The 19912-nt window shown below is 65.3% G+C and carries 15 protein-coding genes; 12 read left to right on the top strand and 3 right to left on the bottom strand.

What is annotated here, in order from left to right:
• The first annotated feature begins 7 nt into the window (after positions 1 to 7).
• Entirely contained in the window at positions 8 to 1555 is a 1548-nt protein-coding gene (locus ABIA65_RS20780; protein WP_354524778.1) for an aldehyde dehydrogenase family protein, read from the top strand.
• Positions 1552 to 2712: an aspartate aminotransferase family protein gene (locus ABIA65_RS20775; protein ID WP_354524777.1), complete on the top strand. Its 1161-nt coding sequence runs from the start codon at positions 1552 to 1554 to the stop codon at positions 2710 to 2712. The genes ABIA65_RS20780 and ABIA65_RS20775 overlap by 4 nt, the downstream gene beginning before the upstream one ends.
• Positions 2713 to 2857: 145 nt before the next feature.
• Here the strand turns inward: ABIA65_RS20775 and ABIA65_RS20770 are convergent, their stop codons facing one another.
• Positions 2858 to 4585 (bottom strand): PucR family transcriptional regulator, encoded by a 1728-nt coding sequence (locus ABIA65_RS20770; protein ID WP_241401010.1) that lies wholly within the window; start codon positions 4583 to 4585, stop codon positions 2858 to 2860.
• Between the two features lie 239 nt (positions 4586 to 4824).
• Between ABIA65_RS20770 and ABIA65_RS20765 the strand changes: the two genes are divergently transcribed.
• The 9 genes from ABIA65_RS20765 (at position 4825) to ABIA65_RS20725 (ending at position 15704) form a co-directional block, all read left to right on the top strand.
• Complete coding sequence (locus ABIA65_RS20765) at positions 4825 to 5328, top strand: RidA family protein (RefSeq protein WP_241401009.1); 504 nt, start codon at positions 4825 to 4827, stop codon at positions 5326 to 5328.
• The gene (locus ABIA65_RS20760; protein WP_241401008.1) at positions 5328 to 6473 is read left to right on the top strand and encodes an ABC transporter substrate-binding protein; all 1146 of its coding nucleotides are present in this window, start codon (positions 5328 to 5330) and stop codon (positions 6471 to 6473) included. Before ABIA65_RS20765 ends, ABIA65_RS20760 begins: the two co-directional genes overlap by 1 nt.
• Positions 6474 to 6518: 45 nt before the next feature.
• Entirely contained in the window at positions 6519 to 7421 is a 903-nt protein-coding gene (locus tag ABIA65_RS20755; RefSeq protein ID WP_241401007.1) for a branched-chain amino acid ABC transporter permease, read from the top strand.
• A 2-nt stretch (positions 7422 to 7423) separates the two neighbouring features.
• Positions 7424 to 9307: a branched-chain amino acid ABC transporter ATP-binding protein/permease gene (locus ABIA65_RS20750; protein WP_354524776.1), complete on the top strand. Its 1884-nt coding sequence runs from the start codon at positions 7424 to 7426 to the stop codon at positions 9305 to 9307.
• A complete protein-coding gene (locus tag ABIA65_RS20745) occupies positions 9307 to 10011 on the top strand; it encodes an ABC transporter ATP-binding protein (RefSeq protein ID WP_241401005.1) in 705 nt (234 codons plus the stop codon). Before ABIA65_RS20750 ends, ABIA65_RS20745 begins: the two co-directional genes overlap by 1 nt.
• An 83-nt stretch (positions 10012 to 10094) precedes the next feature.
• On the top strand, positions 10095 to 11699 hold the full coding sequence (locus tag ABIA65_RS20740; RefSeq protein ID WP_241401004.1) for a gamma-glutamyltransferase family protein: 1605 nt from the start codon (positions 10095 to 10097) through the stop codon (positions 11697 to 11699).
• 55 nt (positions 11700 to 11754) lie between these two features.
• On the top strand, positions 11755 to 12423 hold the full coding sequence (locus ABIA65_RS20735) for a DUF1275 family protein (protein WP_241401003.1): 669 nt from the start codon (positions 11755 to 11757) through the stop codon (positions 12421 to 12423).
• A 112-nt stretch (positions 12424 to 12535) separates the two neighbouring features.
• Positions 12536 to 14035: a gamma-aminobutyraldehyde dehydrogenase gene (locus ABIA65_RS20730; protein WP_354524775.1), complete on the top strand. Its 1500-nt coding sequence runs from the start codon at positions 12536 to 12538 to the stop codon at positions 14033 to 14035.
• Positions 14036 to 14081: 46 nt separating this feature from the next.
• Positions 14082 to 15704 (top strand): PucR family transcriptional regulator, encoded by a 1623-nt coding sequence (locus tag ABIA65_RS20725; protein WP_354524774.1) that lies wholly within the window; start codon positions 14082 to 14084, stop codon positions 15702 to 15704.
• Positions 15705 to 15707: 3 nt separating this feature from the next.
• Here the strand turns inward: ABIA65_RS20725 and kal are convergent, their stop codons facing one another.
• Together kal and ABIA65_RS20715 are read right to left on the bottom strand one after the other, a co-directional pair.
• Positions 15708 to 16115, bottom strand: coding sequence for a 3-aminobutyryl-CoA ammonia lyase (kal, locus tag ABIA65_RS20720; RefSeq protein WP_354524773.1), 408 nt, complete (start codon positions 16113 to 16115; stop codon positions 15708 to 15710).
• Between the two features lie 47 nt (positions 16116 to 16162).
• A complete protein-coding gene (locus tag ABIA65_RS20715) occupies positions 16163 to 18229 on the bottom strand; it encodes an acetate--CoA ligase family protein (RefSeq protein WP_354524772.1) in 2067 nt (688 codons plus the stop codon).
• A gap of 144 nt (positions 18230 to 18373) precedes the next feature.
• Here ABIA65_RS20715 and ABIA65_RS20710 point away from each other — a divergent pair, with 144 nt between their 5' ends.
• Positions 18374 to 19366, top strand: a complete 993-nt coding sequence (locus ABIA65_RS20710) for an acrylyl-CoA reductase family protein (RefSeq protein ID WP_371746865.1) — start codon at positions 18374 to 18376, stop codon at positions 19364 to 19366.
• Positions 19367 to 19912 lie beyond the last annotated feature (546 nt).

Raw genomic sequence — 19912 nt, 5'->3', positions numbered from 1 at the left:
GACAGTAATGTCGACTCTCAACTACGCAAGCACATCGTTGACAACTGAGCTCAACGGCCAATTCGAGCAGGCGCTCGCGACGAGCCGCACCGAGATCCCCGAGCCGTTGCCGCACGTCGTCGCAGGCGCTGAACGGCATGACGGTGACGTGTTCGAGCGTCGCGATCCGGCCGACCCGAGCCGAGTGGTCGCACGTGCCCATACCGCCACCGGGCAGGTTGTCGATGACGCCGTCGCCGCTGCCCGCGATGCCGCGCGCAGCTGGCGCGCGGTTCCGTTCGGAAAGCGCGCTGAGCTGTTGCGCGCAGCCAAGTCTCGGTTCTTGGACCACGACGTCGAGATTGCCGCGACCATCTCCGCGGAGACGGGGAAGTCGCGCATCGAGGCGCTGGCCGAAGCGCAGGAATCCGCCGACCTGATCGAGCACTACTGCGCGCAGATGGAATCTCGGGACGGCTTCGAGACACCGCTCCGATCAACCGCGACCGACCGGACCGTCGACGTCTTGCGGCCCTACGGCGTGTTCGGGATCCTCGCACCGTTCAACTTTCCCGTCGCGCTGGCGGTGAACATGACCGTGGCCGCGTTGGTGACCGGCAACACCGCGGTCCTCAAGCCCTCTGACAAGACCCCACGCTCGACGGCATTCGCGGCGCGGCTGCTCGCCGAGTCACTTCCCGCGGGCGTGCTCAACCTGGTGCACGGTGGTGCGACGACGGGTCAGCTCGTGGTCGAATCCGACGTTGACGGTGTCGCTTTCACCGGTTCGGCCGACGTGGGATGGGGCATCATTCGGGCGTTGTCCGGCGGCGCCTACGCCAAACCGGTGCTGGCCGAGATGGGCGGCAACAACCCGGCCATCGTCATGGGCAGCGCAGACCTCGACGCCGCCGTCGAGGGCATTGTTCGATCGGCCTACGGTTTCTCCGGCCAGAAGTGCAGCGCGACGCGGAGGGTCATCGTGGAGTCTGCGGTGCATGACGAACTCGTGGACCGGTTGACGGCGCGTGTCGAGCAGATCGTGGTTGGCGACCCGTCATCCGCCGATGTGTTTGTCGGCCCAGTTGTCGACGAGGGCATCGCGTCGCGGGTCATGTCGGCTCTGTCGACGGCGCGCACTGATGGCGCAACGGTGATCAGCGCGCCAGTGCCGGAGAGCCCCGGTCACTTCGTCCCGCCGACGATCATCACGGGCCTCGCGCGTGGTCATCGGCTGACCCGCGAGGAGCTGTTTGCCCCTGTCGTGACGGTAACGGCGGTCGATGGCATCGACGACGCTCTGGCCGAGGCGAACGCGGTCGAATACGGTTTGTCCGCTGGCATCTTCAGCGCCGTGGATGCGGAGACCGAGCAGTTTCTCGACGAGATCCAGGCCGGCGTGGTCTATGTGAATCGGCGCGAGGGCGCCACCACGGGCGCGTGGCCGGGATTGCAGTCGTTCTGCGGGTGGAAGGCCAGCGGATCGTCGGGCAAGGGTGGCCTGGGACCGTGGTACCTGCCCGGTTTCATGCGCGAGCAGAGCCGCACCGTCAGTTCCGGCTCCGCGGGCCGATGACTTCCGCGGACAAGCTCTTCGCGCGTGCCGTCGACGTGATGCCGGGTGGTAACACCCGTTCGACGCTCTTCGTCGAGCCTCACCCGCCGTACGCCGTCGCGGGTGCGGGAGCGTTCGTCGTCGACTCTGCCGGTCACCGCACCATCGACTGCAACAACAACTACACCGCGTTGATCCACGGCCACGCCGACCCCGAGATCCTGGCGGCCGCGAGTGACGCGGCTGCGAAGGGCACGGCCTTCGGCCTGCCGACGTCGTACGAGGTCGATATGGCCGAGTTGCTCAGTGCGCGTACCGGAATGCAGAAGTGGCGATTCTGTAACTCCGGTACCGAGGCCGTGATGATGTTGATTCGCGGCGCACGTGCGCACACCGGACGTGATCTAGTGGTGAGGTTCGACGGCAGCTACCACGGCACCTATGACGGTGTGGTGTCGCCCGGGGCTTCCGGAGTGCCCGCGGGGGTGGCCGATGCCTCGATCGTGCTGCCTCAGGACGACGTCGAAGCACTCGACGCCGCCATGCAGGCTCTGGGTGACCGCGTCGCCGTGGTGCTGCTCGACCTCATGCCGAACCGGGCCGGTCTGCGGCCGGTGTCGTCCGAGTTCGCCTCCGCGGCACGCAGGCTGACGCACGAACACGGAGCGCTACTCGCCATCGACGAGGTCATCACCTTCCGCCTCGGTGGCGGCGGCCTGCACCAAACCTACGAGATCACACCGGATCTCGTCTCGCTCGGCAAGGTGATCGGCGGCGGCTTCCCGGTCGGCGCCGTCGGCGGCCGGGCCGACGTCCTCGATGCCTTCAGCCCGTTGGGAGACGGGCCGGTGGCGTGGGGAGGCACGTTCAGCGCCAACCCGGTGACGATGGCAGCGGGACTGACCGCCATCCGCCGCTACGACGAATCTGACATCGCCGTACTCAATGCCAAGGGCGACGGCCTGCGCGGCAGGCTCGTTGACGCGGGCCTTGCCGTGAACGGTCGCGGGTCGCTTCTGCGCCTGGTGGTCGAGGACGCGAAGACAACGTGGTGGCGGTTGTACGAGGCGGGCGTACTCGCGGGCACCAACGGCCTGCTCGCTCTCTCGACGGTCATGACCGATGAGGACGTCGACCTCATCGCGAATCGTGTCATCTCTGCGCTGGACGGGGCGTAGCAGCCAATGTCGCCGCTTGTTCCCAGTCCGAACCCGCCGAGGATGGCCGATCGTCGGTGGCTTGTGGAGGTACGGGTGCTCGGCGTCGCGCTGTCGTTTGGGCGCCGCTGAACCAAAACTGGACTACGCCGCCACCACAGAGCGGTCAGATGGCCTGCGGTGGTGCGAATGTCGTGAACCGTGTCGGGTGTGTCACGCGCAGTGCCTCGGGAACTCGCGTCGGACCGTGGTGGTTGGCCATGACCGACTCACGCGCGATGATTGCGGCGTGGATTGACGTGCATGTCTCGTCGTCGCTGAGGTCCGCCCGAAGGATTCGGCTGACGACAGACAGCCGTTCGTACACGGTTCGTCGGGAGATGCCAGCGGCCTGTGCGGCCAGCACCTTGTTGCGGCCGTTGTTCAGGTAGAGATGCAGGATGGCGAGATGGTCGCTGCCGTTTCGGATGTCGTAGTCAAGCAGGGCCCCGATGGTGCGTTCGATGAAGGTGTGGACCTCGGGATCGTCTCGAAGCAGCGCGAACAATCCGCGGAGTTGAATATCGTTGGTGCTGTAGTAAATTCGTTCGACAGTATGATCGGTTATCGATTTTGCCACTTGCGCGGCCTCTTCGAGGGAACGGCAGATTCCGGTGATGTCCTCGGCTGGCGCACCGAGACTGATGATCACTCTGGCTTGGGGCAGAAGCTCTCCAAGCTTGTGGTACACGGCATCCAGGAATTTGTCGGGAGTCGACTTGGGTGGCACGCTCGCCACGATGTTGAGCCTGCTGTCGGGCAGGGTAGCCGCCACGATCTTCGCATCGTGCACGGAGCTGCAGGTGCGCACTATCGACAATGCGTTCTCCTCCAGACCCTTCCAGCTCAAATTCTCACCGCCGCTGCGGATTTCGATTATCACCCCGGCGAGGCTGCGATGTCGCACCGGTAGGCCGAGGGCCCCCAACCGGGTGGACATCTGCCGCTCCCCGCAGTGTCGGCGGTGGATCAGGTCGTAGATCGCCGCCTTGTCGGCGTCACCCTCGGATTGATCCGGGGTGCGCTGATAGGACAGCCGGATCATCAGTGCAGACGCGCCACGCTCCAGCACCCTGATCTGGGTCGGTGTGGGGGCGTTCTTGGTCAGCAGGACGAGTCGGCCGACGGGAGCGGTGCGTACGACCACCGGCGTCGTCAACCAGGCCTCACGGCCCACGACCTCGGTGGTCTGGGACATGGGAGCCGCACGGGAACGCGCCTCCCAGCCGGAGAGGAGAACCTCGGTCGAGACGTCGGCCGTCGGCTCGTAGGCCAAGACGCGGTGCATCAGATTCTCCAAGACCGCGGGACACCCCGCCAGTCCCGAGACGGTCTTGACGATCTTGTACATCGTCGCCTCTTCAAGGGACAGATGCATGAAGGTGTGGTGCACGAACTCGGCGAAGCGCAGGTCCGAAAGTTGCTGCGTCATCAGGTTTGACTGCGCGGCCTCGACAAACTTGACGAACGAGGCCGGGCGGCGAAAGACGATGAGGGGCAACTGCTCTCGTGCGCACGCCGTGGTGAGTCCTTCCGGCGGGCTGTCGAACTTGTTGCCCAGCTCCAACAGAACTCCGACGGCTCCGGCCGCGGCGAGACTCCTCGCGTAGTTGTGCTGGTCTGCAGCCGAGTCGCCGATAGCGGCGCCCGTCGTCACGATGAGTTCGCCACCCTCGAGCTGGGTGGCCAGCTCCGGTGAATCGGAGGCATGTACCCAGCGCACGCAGCGGTCCAACAGGTCGCCGGCGGCTACCACCTCCGGCTTGCCGACCCGTGCTTCAGGCAGTTCGAGGATCTGGGCGACCGTGGAGTTCTGTCCCAGCGGCACCGGAGGGCGGCCTTCTTCTGGTGCCATTTCAATCTCCTAGGGGGCGGCAAGGGACTGAGTGTCGCATCGTTTTCTGTGTCAGCCCTCACACTGGGGTGATTTGCACATGTTGGTCACATTACGGGTTTAAGACGCACATTGTGACCCCAACGCAGGCGCTGGCGCCACGCAATACTTCTGTTGTGCCTAGCCGGCCGGCCGCCTATCGCGGCAGGTCAAGGGCATCACACGCATCCGAGAAGTTGCAAAAAGGAAGGGATACCCCCATGTCAAAATCGCCCGAAGACAAAGTCCGCGAACTCGGTCTTGAGATCCCCGATTACACCGATGGCTCCTATCACGGCCTCAACTACGGCTCGATGAAGGCGTACCACCGGCTGGGAACCGCGCTGTACCTGTCGGGCCACGTCCCCGACATCCCCGGTCGTGAGGATCCGCCGATCCACGCAGGCAAGCTGGGCGCCGAGGTCACCATCGAGGAGGGCTACGAGGCCGCGCGGATCACCGCGATCAACTGCCTCGCGACCATGCGACTGGCGGTCGGCAGCCTGGACAACGTCAAGTGCTTGGTCAACTCGCTCAACTTCGTGGTGTCCGCGCCGGACTTCGTTGATGTCAACAAGGTGTCCAGCGGCGCGACGGATCTGTTCAAGGAGGTGTTCGGGGACGCGGCAGGTTTGGGTGGACGGGCCACCATCGGCGTGACGTCGCTGGCCCACAATCACTGCTTCGAGAACTGGATGGTCGTCGAAACGGTCGACTCATTGTGATGAAAGGGGTTGAGTGGCGGCGAAGGCCGCCACTCGCACCACTTCTTGGTGCGGTTCTGGCGGTAACCGTGTTGGCGACCACCGCGTGTGGAACGACGGCAGACGACAGCGAACTTCATCTCGGCTACGTGGCCACCCTCACCGGCGACTTCGCCAGTTTCGGCCTGGAGATGCGCGAGGGCATCGACGTTGCGCTCGACGAGGTGAATGCATCCGGCGGCATCCTGGACAAGAAGGTTGTGCTGGAGTCTCAGGACGACCAGGGCAAGCCGGCGAACGGCCCGGTCATCGCCCAGAAGTTCTGTGACAACAGCTCGATCAGCGCTGTTCTCGGATTCAGCTTCTCGAGCGTCGCGCTGTCGGCTGCGCCCGTCCTGGAGCAGTGTCAGCTGCCTGTGGTCGCGGCGTCGGTCACCTCCCCACAGCTCACTGGCATCAGCCCGTACTTCTACCGAACGTCGTTCACCGACAAGTTCCAGGGCACGCAGATGGGTGAGTACCTGCTGGATCAGGGCATCAAGTCGGTGGCGGTCATGTACCAACAGGATGACTACGGTCAGGGCGTCGCGGACGCGGTGAAGCAGGCTCTGGAATCGGGTGGGGCGAAGGTGACGAGTTCGCAGGCGTATCACCTCGGTACCTACAACTTCGATACGTTGTTGAACAATGCCAAAGCTGGTGCACCGCAGGCCATCTTCATCGGTGGGTTCTACACCGAGATCGCCAAGATCGCCCGACAGGCCCGGTCTGCCGGGTCCCAGTTGCCCATCTATGCGTCCGATGGTGCGCTGAGTCCCAACCTGGTCGGGATCGGCGAACAAGCCGTCAACGGTCTGACGTTCTATGCCGCGTTCGCGCCGAATTCGCCTGCGGGCCGGGCACAGAGCTTCGTTGCCGCGTTCCGCAAGAAGTTCAACAAGGAGCCGACGTCGTGGGCCGCCTTGGCGTACGACGCCGTCTATGCGATCAAGGAAGCAGCGACCGCCGGTGGTGGAACGAGCCGCGAGGAGATCGACAGTGGCCTCAAGAAGGTCAGTGTCGAAGGCGCGAGCGGGCCGGTCTCCTTCGACGATCAGGGCGATCGACTCGGTCGGCTGGTCTTCATGCGGGTCGACAACGGCGAGTTCCTGGTTCTCAATCCCTAGGGACCGCGACATGGTCCCCGCCCTCCGCTTCTGCAGGAGATGACGATGCAAACACTTATGAACGGCTTGGCCCTGGGCGGCATCTACGGTCTGCTCGCGGTGGCATTCAGCGTCGTGTACGGCGTACTGAGAATGGTCAACTTCGCGTTCGGTGAAGTATTCATGTTCGGCGCGTTCGGGTCCTTTCTGTTCTCGCAAGCCAACGCGGTGATCGCGGGATACCCGACGCCCATGCCGGAACTGCCCGCATGGGTGGCCGCCGTCATCGGCTGCGTGATCGGCGGCGCGCTGGGCGTGCTGATCGAGCGCTTCGCCTACAAGCCACTGAGATCGGCTCCGATTCTGTCGATGATGGTCACGGCGATCGCGGTGTCGATGCTGCTGCGCGCGGTGGGCCAGTTTCTGTTCGGTGCGGCCCAGACCGGTGTTCCCCCAGCGATGGGCGGGGCGATCGTCGCGTTCGGCGTCACCATTCAGCGGCTCGACATCGTGATCCTGGCGATCGCGATCACCGCGACGATCGCCTTCGCGTTCGTCGTTCAGCGATCGTCGACCGGCCGAGCCATCCGGGCGCTGGCCGAGGATCGCGACGCCGCACGCCTGATGGGCATCGGCGTCGACCGCATGATTGCGACGACGTTCCTGATGGGATCACTGATGGCTGCCTTGGCAGGCACGTTGTTCTCGCAGCGGTATGGGTACGCCGCAGCCACCATGGGATTCCTCCCGGCGCTCAAGGCGCTGGTCGCTGCGGTCCTCGGTGGTATCGGGAGTATTCCCGGCGCCTTCCTCGGCGGGCTGTTCATCGGCGTCACCGAGGAACTCGCGGCAAGTTATGTGCCGCAGGGATCGGCCTACCGGGATGTCGTCGCGTTCACCCTGCTCGCGTTGATTCTGTGGCTTCGACCGCAGGGTCTCCTCGGACGACGTGAAGTGGAGAAGGTGTAACTGTGCAACTCTCACTCGGTTCGTGGGCGAGTACCGCCCGGCAGCGATTCGCTCACCGTCCGCTTGTCGCCATCGCGGCACTTCTTGTGGCGCTGCTCTTCCCGTTCGTCGTTGCCGAAGGGCAGTGGATCCGAGTCGGCGCTGTCGCGCTGATCTACGTGGCACTGGCCAGCGGCCTCAACCTTCTGGTCGGTATGACCGGACTGCTGGATCTGGGCTACGTCGCGTTCTTCATCGTCGGTGCGTACACGACGTCGATACTGAGCGTGAAGATCCTCGGCACCAATGAGATGGCCAGTGTCTCTGTCGCGCAATGGATCGCGATCGGCACGCTGCCGGTCGCCATTGCGGTGGCGATGGCGTTCGGGGTTGTTCTCGGCTATCCGACGCTGCGTGCGCGGGGCGACTATCTAGCGATCATGACCCTGGCGTTCGGCGAGATCATCCGCATCGTCGTGATCAACGCCACCCCGGTGACGGGTGGGACGGCCGGCATCCGGGAGATCAGTCCGCTGGGGCTGCTCGGCGAGGAGTTCGTCAAACCCACATCGGTGTACTACACGGTGCTGGCGGTGGTAGCCGTTCTGCTGCTGGTGATTACGCTGATCGTGGCCTCATCGATCGGGCGCGCCTGGGTGGCAGTGCGTGAAGACGAACTGGTGGCCCAATCGGTTGGTATTCGGACGCGGCGCTACAAGCTCCTGGCGTACGTCTGCGGGGCGAGCATCGCCAGCGTCGCCGGTGTCGTCTTCGCCCACATGCAGCAGTTCATCAACCCCGACAACTTCACACTGGAAGACAACTTCATCATCCTGAGCCTGGTGATCGTCGGCGGCGCGGGTACATTCTGGGGTCCCGTTGTCGGTGCTGTGGTCTGGATCTTCCTGTCGAACTGGTCGCGGGACCAACCGATAGTGCAGAGCCATCCGGAGATTCAGCCGGCGGTGCTCGCGCTGGTCGTCATCCTCGTTCTGATCCTGCGGCCGGCGGGACTGGTGAGCAGTAAGGCGAAGTTGAGCCGCACCATTCCACACGCCGCTGCCGTGTCAGTGGACACTGGCATGGCAACGGATACCAACGGCGCGGTCGGTTCGGTTCTCAAACCGCCGGCCGTGGCGGGCCAGCACCTGCTGGAGTGTCGCAACTTGACCAAGTCCTTCGGCGGCGTGTGTGCCATCGACGACGCCTCGTTTCACGTCGACCAGGGTGAGATCGTCGGACTGATCGGTCCGAACGGGGCGGGGAAATCCACTCTGCTGAACGTGATCTCGGGCGTCATCCCCCCAACGTCGGGGACAGTGACGGTGGGTGGGGCCGGTGTCACTGGCAAGGACGCCGCAGTGGTCAACGCGCATGGGATCGCGCGCACCTTCCAGAATGTCCGGCTGTTCGGCCGCATGACCGTGAGCGAGAACCTTCTGGTCGGCGCACACCGGCGTGTTGCGGCTGGTGTCGGCCCAACGATGCTGCGCAGTCCAAGTTTTCGACGCCGTGAGCAGGCCGCGATGAACGATGTCAACCAGATCCTGCAGTTCGTGAGGTTGGATGAGTTTCGGGACCGAGAGGCGGCGACCCTTGCCTACGGCTATCAGCGCAGGCTCGAGATCGCGCGAGCGCTCATGACGAATCCGTCGTTGCTGCTTCTCGACGAACCCGCCGCGGGTATGAACGAATCGGAGTCCCGGGATCTGGCGCAGCTCGTCAACGAGATCCGTCAGGCCGGCATCGCTGTCGTCATCATCGAGCACGACATGGACATCCTGATGTCAGTCTCTGACAGGGTCGTCGTATTGAACTACGGCAAGGTGATCGCCGACGGCACACCCGACGATGTCCGGTCAGATTCCGGTGTCATCGAAGCGTATCTGGGACAGGAGCAACGGTAATGCTCAAGATCTCCGGGGTGGAAGTCCGCTATGGGCCCATCGCTGCGGTTCGCCAGGCGTCGCTCGAGGTCGCCCAGGGTGAGCTGGTGGTGTTGGTCGGCGCCAACGGCGCTGGCAAGACGACGCTGCTGCGGGCGGTGTCCGGCTTGCACGACTACACCGGTCTCGTGGAGTTCGACGGGCGCGACCTGCGCGGGTTGCCGGCGGAGAAGAGGGTGCGGGCCGGTCTGTGCCATGTCCCCGAGGGGCGCCGGGTCTTCGCGCGAATGACGGTCACGGAGAACCTGCAGACCGCGACGTGGGCGTCGGGGAAGTCCTTCAAACAGGAGGCCGACTATGTGCTTGATCTGTTTCCGATCCTCAAGACGCGCGGACGCCAGATGGCCGGCACCCTGTCCGGGGGAGAGCAGCAGATGCTGGCGCTCGCACGTGCCCTCATCAGGCACCCGTCGATGCTGCTGCTCGATGAGCCGTCCATGGGGCTGGCTCCGATCGTGGTCGGGCAGATCTTCGACCTGATCGCCGAAGTGCACAGCCGAGGGACCAGCGTCCTTCTGGTCGAGCAGAACGCGACCCGAGCACTGCAGATAGCCGACCGCGCATACGTCATGGAACACGGCGAGACGTCAGGTGGAGGCTCAGCCGCAGAGTTCCTCGACAGCACCGATCTGCAAGCAAAGTACCTGGGAAAGCGCAGTTCGTAGACGCGGCCGACGCCGCGGGCGGCGCAGCTCACACCTATCGGTCCGGCCGCGCTGTCGTGATGAATCTGTTTAGGAGCACACACATGTCGCCTTCGGCGTCGTCAAGTTCGACCTCATTCACCGCCGCACTGGCAACGCCGCATGCCCTGGCCACTGAGGCCGGCATGCAGGTGTATCGCGACGGCGGCAACGCGATCGACGCCGCCATCGCGGCTGCGGCGCTGCTGACCGTCATCTACCCGCACAACGTCGCGTTGGGCGGTGATCTGATCGCGCTGGTCCGCACCCCTGAGGGAACGGTCCACTGTGTCAACGCGTCGGGGTGGGCGGGCCGGGCCGTCGATGCGGCGGCGCTGCGAGCCCGATGCGGTGACTCCCTGCCACTGCGAGGTGCGGATACCGTCACCGTGCCCGGTGGTATCCGAGGCTGGGAGGCGCTGCGTCGCTTCGGCTCTCGGCTGTCCTGGGAGCGCACGCTGCAGCCCGCCCAACACGCCGCTGGCCATGGCGTACCGGTGCCTGCGTCGCTGGCGGCGCACGTCGCGGACCCGGAGAACCGAGACCTGTTCGGCACCGAGGACTTCGACCGCGTCTTCCGCCCGAACGGGCGTGCTCTGCAGATCGGCGATGAACTGCGCCAACGTGAACTCGAGCGCACCTTCGGTGTTCTTCGTGAGCAGGGACCTGACGCCTTCTACACGGGCGCGCTCGGCGACCGGACCGTCGAGTACCTGCGCTCACACGGATCGATTCTGCAGCCCAGCGACTTCGCCGAATTCGAGGTGGAGATCACCGAGCCGCTGACAGCGTCCTTCCGGGGATTGACGGTGCTGACGAGTCCTCCCAACACGCATGGCTTCCTGTTGTTACGCGCTCTGCACGCGATCGAGGAACTCGGGGTTGATGATCCCGTTGGCGCCGACCTTGCGACCCTGATGCGGATCTTCCACCGAGGTAATCAATTGCGCGCCAACGCGTTGGCCGATCCGCGGTTGGCTGCGGTGGACGTCGACGCCCTGGTGCGCGGCGGGCTCCGCGAGCTGGCCGAGGTGGGTGCCGCCGACGCGGCTGGCCCTCGCGCGGTGCCTCACGGGGACACCGTGGGCATTGCCGCCGCGGACAGCGATGGTTACGCGGTGTCTCTGATCCAGAGCGTCTTCTTCGCGTTCGGGTCCGGACTCATCGACCCGCAGACGGGCATTCTGTTTCACAACCGCGGCACCAGTTTCTCGCTCGATGACGCCGTGCCGAATGTCATCGCGCCGCGAAAGCGACCGCTGCACACCCTCATGCCCTCGATGACGACACACGATGGCCGGGTCCGGCACGTGCTGTCGACGATGGGAGGCCAAGGGCAGCCGCAGATCATCGCGCAGCTGCTTCTGCGCGCGGTCGCGGGTGCCAGCGCGGAGGCCGCAGTCAGTGCTCCGCGTGCGATCGTGGGCAAGCAGGTCTACGGGTGCACCCCAGACTCGGTCGCGGTTGAGGCCGACGTCGCTGCGCTCGGGCGGCAGTCGATTGAGTCAAGCGGCCTGTCGGTGTTTGACGTGCCGCCGCACACTGAGGGCCTGGGGCAGTCCAATGTGGTGTTCATCGGCACGGACGGTGCGATGACCGCAGCGTCCGATCCCCGCGCAGACGGTGCGGCCGTCGTGGCGCAGTTTGCGCGCCACCGTGGAAATGAATAGGCGCACAGTGCAATCGCCAAACGCTGTCCGGCGCCGTGCCGCAGCAGTAAGACCGTTGGTTGGCGGCCACCTGCGGCTCTGGCTGATGATGGTGCTCACGTTCGTCACGGGCGCCCTGGACGCTGTCGGGTATCTCGGTCTTGACCGAATCTTCACTGGCAACATGACGGGCAACATCGTCATCCTCGGGATGGGTGTCGCCGCGGAGGACAGTCTGCCGGTGGCGGGCCCTCTGGTCGCGCTCGGCGCGTATGTGGTGGGCGCGGCGATCATCGGCCGGCTGTTGCGCGGTCGGCAGCGAGGCTGGAACACAACTGTGACGGCGGCCTTTGCGGCCAGCGCCGCACTTCTTGCCGCGACTGCGACGGCTCTCGCGGTCGTCGACATCCGGGGCGGATCTGCCGTCGGCATTGCGATCGCTGCGACGATCGCTGCGGTGATGGGCGCGCAGGCCGCCAACGCACGCTTCCTGTCGGTGACCGACATGACCACCGTCGTCGTGACGTCGACGATCACCGCGTATGCGAGCGAGACGCTTCATCAGCGGGGTCGCAAACCGTTCACTCACCGACGCCTGTGGGCTGTCTTGGCGATTCTGGGTGGCGCCGTCGCAGGTGCGCTGCTGATGAAGCTGCACATCAGTGTGCCGGTGTACCTGTCGGCTGCCGCGACCGCGGTGGTTGGCGCGGTCGGCCATATCTATTGGGAACGTGCCGGGCAGTAGGACGCCCCCCAAGCAATGTGTCAAGAGGCGGGGCCAAAAAGCTACACAGTGTCCCTTTGTCGTCGAGGGTTCGATGGCCGAGGCTAAGCGGTGACGGAAACGGAAGGCAGGCATGACGGTGTACGGGAATATTGAGGGTGGCCAATTCATCGCGGGCCGGTATCGCGAGGGCCGCGGGGACACCTTCACGACGGTGGTCAATCCCGCCAACGATCAGGTATTGGTGAGGTTCCCGGCGGCATCGTCAGACGATGTCGACGCCGCGATGACGGCCGCCCAGGATGCCTTTGGTGACTGGTCGCGCGCGACCCCCGGTGATCGGGCCACCGTCATTCATGCACTTGCGGCCAGGATGCGGGTCATCGCGGAGGAACTGGCGCAGGCGGAGACCGCGCAAGCGGGTAAGCCGATCCGGTTGTCGCGTGAGTTCGACGTGCCCGGCACGATCGACAACGCCGACTTCTTCGCCGGCTCGGCACGCCATCTTGATGGCGCGGCGAGTGCTGAGTACTCCGGTCAGCACACGTCGTCGATCAGGCGAGAGCCCCTCGGTGTGATCGCCTCGATCGCGCCGTGGAACTACCCGCTGCAGATGGCTGGCTGGAAGATCCTGCCCGCGATCGCCGCAGGCAACACGATCGTCCTCAAGCCCGCCGAGGTCACGCCGCTGACGTCGCTGATGCTGGCCCAGGCCGCGGTCGAGGCGGGCGTCCCCGCTGGCGTCATCAACGTCCTCAACGGACCGGGGCGTTCGGTCGGCGCGGCAATGATGCGTCATCGGGTGCCACGGATGGTGTCGTTCACGGGGTCGACGAGCGTGGGCAAGGGCATCGCCACGGCCGCCGCCGAGACCGTCAAACGCGTGCACCTCGAACTGGGCGGCAAGGCGCCGTTTGTCGTGTTCGACGATGCCGACCTCGAAGCCGCGATTCGGGGTGCGGTCGCGGGTTCGCTGATCAACACCGGGCAGGACTGCACGGCAGCCACTCGCGCCTACGTGCACCGCGCGTACTACGCCGACTTCCTCGACGGCGTGGCCAGACTGATGGAGACCGTGCGTCTGGGTGATCCGGCCGACCCGGACACCGATCTGGGCCCGCTGATCTCGCGGCGCCAGCAGGAGAGCGTGTCGGCGATCGTCGAGCGCGCGCGTGGCGCCGGTGCCAAGGTTGTCACCGGCGGCTCGGCGCCCGGTGGTGCCCTCAAGGGCGGCGCGTACTACGAGCCGACACTGATCGCCGATGCCAGCCAGGACAGTGAGATCATGCAGTCCGAGATCTTCGGCCCGGTGCTGGTGGTCCATCCCTTCGACAGTGACGATGAGGCCATCAACCTGGCCAACGACACACCCTTCGGGTTGGCTGCCTCGGCGTGGACGTCGAACATCCTTCGCGCCCAGCGTGCGTCTCGTGAGATCCAGGCCGGTTGCGTGTGGATCAACGACCACATCCCGATGGCGTCGGAGATGCCCCACGGCGGGTACAAGCAGTCCGGCTACGGCAAGGACATGTCCAAGTACTCCTTCGATGAGTACACCAATGTCAAACACGTGATGTCCGAGATCACCGGCGAGGCCCGAAAGCCATGGCACTCCACCATCTTCCGCGGCTAGCACTGGGAGGTCCCAGCGAGCGCGTCGTGCCCGCACCGCATAACCCATGACGCCGTTGGCAGCCATGGGTGGGCCGTTGCCCACGGTCGCCAATGTGCTCGCCATGCCTGCGCTGCAGTCCGGGCGCCCACTGGTGCTCGCGGGTCGTGATCGACTCGACCGTCTGGTGCGGTGGCTGCATGTGCTGGAGTTGGAGGACATCACCACTCTCCTGCGTGGCGGCGAGCTGATCCTCACCACCGGTATTGGCCTGCCGGACGACGCGTCTCGTCTGCGGGCGTACGTCGACGCGCTGGTCGACGCTGATGCCAGCGGCCTGCTGATCGAGACCGGGCGACGCTTCACCGAAGTGCCCGAGGCGATGATCCGGGCGTGTGACCGGGCTGGCTTGCCCCTGGTTCAGCTGCGCCGTCAGCTGCCGTTCGTTGAACTCACCGAGGCCGTCCACGCGGACATCGTGCAGAAGCAGTTCAGTGCGCTGACTACGTTGCAGCGTGCGCACGAGGTCTTCACGGCGCTCAGCATCGATGGTGCAGGCGCCGAGGAGATCGTCCGTGAGACCGCCAAGATGGTCGATGCGCCAGTGGTGTTCGAGGATCTGATGTACCGCGTGCTGGCTTATGACGCCCTCGACGTCCCGCTGGCCGATCTGTTGACGAACTGGGCCAATCGCTCACGCGCCGTGCGGGTCCGGCAGCGCAGCGGTTTCGCCGAGCCGGAGGGGTGGGCAGTCACCTCGGTCGAGGCGCGTGGCGAGCTGTTCGGCCGGCTGATCGTCGTCGCCCGCGACTCGCTGACGAATGAGCAGCTGATGATCGCCGAGCGCGCAGCCACCGCGTTGACTCTGAGCCGACTGCTGGCCCGTGACGGCGCCGTCCTCGAGGGCCGCGCACACGCGTCGCTACTGTCGGACATCGTTGAACGGCGGTATCCCAACGAACGCGAAATGCATGTTCGCACAGCGGCACTCGGCGTCCCGACGGCGCGGCGCACGTTGCTCGGTGTGGCAGTGCAACGCCAAGACGACCGTGGTCGCCGAGGAGGTAGGCCATACCGCTCAAGTCGAGACGCGGACCGGATCGCCGCGATGATCCGGACCTCCGGTGTGCCGAACCTGGCGTCCACGGCCTCAGACGGCGTCGTCGACGTCCTTGTCACGCTTGACGCCACTGCCGACAAGGACGCCGTGCTGACCGTGCTGGCCGAAGCGCTACAGAAGCCCTCCGCGGAGGCGGTGCTTATCGGGGTCGGCTCACCGGTCCTGTCGCTCCAAGACCTACCGCGCTCGTTCGCCGAGGCTCGACACGTGCTGGCCGCGGCGCGTGCTCTGAATGTCCGCCGCGGGTACTTTGAGATGCCCGATGTGCAACTGCGCGGGCTTCTCTACACTCTCGCAGATGATCCGCGGCTGCAGGCGTTCGTCGAACGCATGCTCGGACCCCTCCTGGACTTCGACAGCCGCAACGACACAGATCTCGTCGGCGCTCTGCGCATCTATCTTGAGCACCGCGGCAACAAGTCCGGCGCGGCAAGCGCTGCGCATGTGTCTCGGCAGTCGTTCTATCAGCGGTTGGCCACGATCGAGCGCATCCTGGCGGTTGATCTCGAATCGGCGGAGGTGTGCACGTCATTGCACGCGGCGCTGATGGGCCTCGACGGCTGCGCATAGCGGTCAGGCTCTGACCGTCGACCCACGGGAGTTCTCGACGGGGACGACGGTGGTGCCGGTTGCCCGAACCACGACGATCGGTTCGTCGAGAACGTCGGCGGCGTCGGGTGCGATGCCGTAGCGCGAGGCGATCACCTTGCGGGCCTCGAACTCCACGGTGCGGCTGGTCTTGCCCATGCGGACCACTGTTCCGGTGGCCTCGATGAAGTCACCGGCGTAGACCGGCGCGAGGAACTCGATCGTCGAGTACCCCACGAACAACCCCTCTGAGCCGTCGGTCTGGATGGCGATCTCGGTGATGATGTCACCGAACAACTTGAGGATCCGGGCGCCCTCTACCAGGTTGCCGCCGTAGTGCGCCTCCTCCTGGCCGATACGAACCCGCAAGGTGGCCGTGATGTTCTCTGACATGTTCTCTCCTTTGGTGTTTGGTGTTGTGCTTGGTGTTGATGGATTGGTCACGCGGTTTGGAGTGCGCACGCGCGCTCCACTGCCGCGTCGACCGCGGTGGCGTGACTGACGCCAACGATGAGGGGGTTGATGTCAATGCTCAGTACGTCCGGGTTGCCGGCGCCAAGCGCTGAGACCGCGCACAGTGCGCTCACGACGCCTTCCAGGTGCAGCGCCCCACTGCGAGATCGACTGATCATGTCGGATACCCGGGATCGACCGATCAGTTCCGCAGCGGCGGCCCTGTCGAGAGGCCCGACATGCAGCGCCACGTCGTCGAAGAACTCGGCCCACACCCCACCCAGACCGATCAGGGTGGTCGGGCCGAACACTGCGTCGCGTTTGTAGCCGACGATGACCTCTAGTTCGCCGCGCACCATCTCGGCGACCAGCAGTTCGAGGTCGACGCTGGCGCTCGCGGCCCAGTCGAGCATTCGTTGTGCCTCTGCGCGAACGGTTTCCGGTTCGACGAGGTTGGTGCGAACGAGCCCGAGTTCGGTCTTGTGCAGCACGCCGGCCGCGCTACCCTTCAGCACCACCGGTGCGGCGATGTCGCGTGCCGCGTCAGCCGCCTCAGTGGCACTTCGGGCCCGAAGACAGCGCGGTGTCGCCACACCGAGAGACGCCAGCGCAGAGAGGATGGCGTCCTCGCCGTGAAGGTCGGCGAGTCGTGGCACGGTACTTCGGGTCGCGACGAGACCGTGTGCGGGCGTCACGGCGGATACGTTGGCCAATGCCGACAGCGCAGTGCGGACGCCCCGGAGCAGCGGGACGCGGTGTGACCTGCAGAAGTCCGTCAGTCGCGGATCGGGATCCTGGCTTGTCGGGCTCACCATGACCGGGAATCTGGTGGATCCGGTCACCGCATCCACCAGATACCGGGCCAGGTCGAGCGCGAGTTGCTTCTCGTGGTCGCCAGATGTCCGTTGGGTGTCGATGGCGACCATCAACGTGTCACCAGATTCCTGGACCGCCTGGGCGAGTGCCGCCGGATAAATCTTGCTGTAGTCGTCGGTTCCCCACGGATCCAGTGGATTTCGGACCTGGAAACGCGGCCATTGCCGGTTCAGGGCCGCCGATCCGGCCTCGCTCATCGCAGGCAACTCCAGACCGACGTCGTGAGCGATGTCGGCGATCAAGTTGCCCTCGCCGCCGGAATTGGTGATGACGTGGACTCGGCGCCCGCGTGGCAGGGGCCGCTCGGCGCCGAACAGTTCGCCGATGGCGAGCAGCTCGTCGAGATCCCCGGCGATGATGGCCCCGGCCTGCTGAAACGCCGCCGCGGTCACGCGCGCGCCGGACGCCAACTTGCCTGAGTGCGCCGCGATGCCCTCGCATGCCGTCGGTGAACGGCCCACGATGCACACCGCCAGTCGCTTGCCGGCGGCGGCGAGCCGGCGCGCTGCGGACAGCGTTGCGTCGGCGTCGGTCACCGTCTCGACGAAGGCCAATACGGCAGTGGTCTCGGTGTCCACGGCGAAGAAGTCCAGAATCTGGCCGATTGACGTGGTCACCTCGCTACCCGAGGATACTGCCGTCGAAAGTGGCACCCTTCCACCGGAATTGATGACGGCCTCGATTATCGCGCCGCTCTGGGCGACTACGCCGACCGAACCGCGGCGGACCTCAGCCGGCACAGTGCCGATATAGGGCGCAGCGCCGGTCACGAGATCCAACACGCCCATGCAGTTGGGCCCGATGACCTCGAAGTCGTGCCGCTTGCGGAGCTGCGACAGGTGAGACGACAGTGCCGTGGCGTCCGCCCCTGAGTCGGTGTGCCCCCCACCGGGGATGATGAAACCGCCGACGCCGATGCGCAGGCCCTCCTCCACCACCGCACTGACGCGTTCGGTCGCAACCTGGACCAGTACTACGTCTGGAACCTCTGGCAGCGCAGACAAACTGGCGACCGTGTTCATTCCGTCAATGACGCTGGGCTTTGGATTTACAGCGTACAACGCACCTGTGAAGGCGGTCTGCCTGCAATTGCGGATGGCGATCTGACCGACGAACGAGCGCGGCGACGCTCCGACGACCGCGATCGACCGCGGACGCAAGATCGATGAAAGCGACATGCCGACAATGATTGCCGCGGCCGTCGACGGGAGTACAGCGTCAACGTGTCAACACCGAACGGCAAGAGTGGACACTGTGCCCATGGTCACACCTGACCTCGCCCAGCAAGCTTCAGGAGAATGTCCGAGACGAGAAGGGTTGTCATGAACGCGATTCCGGAGAGCTTCCGTGCGTATGTAGTCGAAGGCGAGACTGGCGGAAGCGTCAGAGAGTTGAGCATCGATCAGCTTGGTCACGGTGACGTCGTGATCAAGGTGAGCTGGTCGAGTGTCAACTTCAAGGACGGGCTGGCGTCCAAGCCGGATGGCAAGGTGGCTCGCATCTCGCCACTGGTGCTCGGGATTGATCTGGCCGGCACCGTTGTCGACGCGGGAGACACTGATCTGACCGCTGGGACGCCGGTGGTGGTGCACGGCTACGACCTCGGTGTGGCGCACCACGGTGGCTACAGCGAGTACGCGCGGGTGCCACGGGATTGGGTGGTACGCCTGCCCGACGGGTTGACCGCCCGCGAGGCGATGAGCATTGGAACGGCGGGCTTCACCGCAGCCCTCAGCGTGGATGCCCTCGAAGCGCACGGCCTACGCAACGACCAGGGTCAGGTGCTGGTGACGGGCGCCAGCGGCGGAGTCGGCAGTACCGCGGTCGCACTGCTCGCGCACCTCGGATACCAGGTGGTGGCCTCCACGGGCACCGCGTCCGCACGCGACTGGCTGCTCGGTCTCGGCGCGCATGAGGTGGTCGAGCGTTCCCAGACCGCCGCCGCAGCCAAGCCCCTGCAGAAGGAACAGTGGGCGGGGGCAGTGGACTGCGTCGGTGGCGACACGCTGGCCTACGTGCTCAGCACACTGCGATACGGCGGCGCGGTGGCCGCCAGTGGAAACACCGGTGGCGCGAGCCTGTCCACCACCGTCTTCCCCTTCATTCTCCGCGGCGCGGCACTGCTCGGTATCGACTCCGTGCAATGCCCGCTGCCGAGGCGCCAGCACATCTGGAACCGGCTTGCCACCGATCTGCACTCGGACACCCTGAGCACCATCGGTACCGAGGAGACGACGCTGGACGACGTTCCGGCTGCCCTGTCGCAAGTCCTGGCAGGCAAGACCGTGGGGCGCACCGTGGTGCGCGTCGGCTGACACCCGCACACCCGCACACGCGGCGGTCGGCTGGTATGGCCGGCCGCCGCATGCGGAGCAGCCCTCACACGTGGCAGATCAGTCGTCTGCTGGCCTCAGGCAATACGACGTGCGTCGAATGGATGTCATTGTCGGCCAGTCGCTTTAGTGATCTCAGCCGCGGATCTGGGGGTGGGCGCGTTCGGCCTGATGCGCTCTCGGGGATGGCTGTGGTTCGCGCAAGGACATCGGCCAGGCATCACACCCCTGCCACGGCCGCACGGGATTGTTCCTAGCCCACGAATAGGCGAGGCGAGTTAAATTTGCCAGCGGTGCGCACTCGGCTCCGTGGCCCGGCGAGTGGGCCGAATCAACCAGTGGGTTGGCAATGAACTGAGGCAGCACTTACCTGCCCGGCACATCGTCGCTGGTAGTCCCAAAGGTCACTCGCTAACCAGTAGTAGACATCGAAGAATATTTGTCTACTATTGCGTGAGCAAACCCAGAATTCCTGATCAGGGCAGGTAAGCCCCGTCATAGCCGCGATTAGGCGTGCGGTGGCAAAGC

It is taken from the genome of Mycolicibacterium sp. 624, assembly GCF_040548615.1.
Lineage (GTDB): Bacteria > Actinomycetota > Actinomycetes > Mycobacteriales > Mycobacteriaceae > Mycobacterium.
Note: the sequence above shows the minus strand (reverse complement) of the source record. Positions and strands in the feature narration are given on the sequence as shown.

Excerpts from the sequence above, each read along its gene's own strand:
- ABIA65_RS20780 (WP_354524778.1), top strand. The coding sequence starts at position 8 with ATGTCGACTCTCAACTACGCAAGCACATCGTTGACAACTGAGCTCAAC.
- ABIA65_RS20740 (WP_241401004.1), top strand. The coding sequence starts at position 10,095 with ATGTCGCCTTCGGCGTCGTCAAGTTCGACCTCATTCACCGCCGCACTG.
- ABIA65_RS20755 (WP_241401007.1), top strand. The coding sequence starts at position 6,519 with ATGCAAACACTTATGAACGGCTTGGCCCTGGGCGGCATCTACGGTCTG.
- ABIA65_RS20770 (WP_241401010.1), bottom strand. The coding sequence starts at position 4,585 with ATGGCACCAGAAGAAGGCCGCCCTCCGGTGCCGCTGGGACAGAACTCC.
- ABIA65_RS20760 (WP_241401008.1), top strand. The coding sequence starts at position 5,328 with ATGAAAGGGGTTGAGTGGCGGCGAAGGCCGCCACTCGCACCACTTCTT.
- ABIA65_RS20725 (WP_354524774.1), top strand. The coding sequence starts at position 14,082 with ATGACGCCGTTGGCAGCCATGGGTGGGCCGTTGCCCACGGTCGCCAAT.
- ABIA65_RS20765 (WP_241401009.1), top strand. The coding sequence starts at position 4,825 with ATGTCAAAATCGCCCGAAGACAAAGTCCGCGAACTCGGTCTTGAGATC.
- ABIA65_RS20710 (WP_371746865.1), top strand. The coding sequence starts at position 18,374 with ATGAACGCGATTCCGGAGAGCTTCCGTGCGTATGTAGTCGAAGGCGAG.
- ABIA65_RS20745 (WP_241401005.1), top strand. The coding sequence starts at position 9,307 with ATGCTCAAGATCTCCGGGGTGGAAGTCCGCTATGGGCCCATCGCTGCG.
- kal (WP_354524773.1), bottom strand. The coding sequence starts at position 16,115 with ATGTCAGAGAACATCACGGCCACCTTGCGGGTTCGTATCGGCCAGGAG.
- ABIA65_RS20730 (WP_354524775.1), top strand. The coding sequence starts at position 12,536 with ATGACGGTGTACGGGAATATTGAGGGTGGCCAATTCATCGCGGGCCGG.
- ABIA65_RS20775 (WP_354524777.1), top strand. The coding sequence starts at position 1,552 with ATGACTTCCGCGGACAAGCTCTTCGCGCGTGCCGTCGACGTGATGCCG.
- ABIA65_RS20715 (WP_354524772.1), bottom strand. The coding sequence starts at position 18,229 with ATGTCGCTTTCATCGATCTTGCGTCCGCGGTCGATCGCGGTCGTCGGA.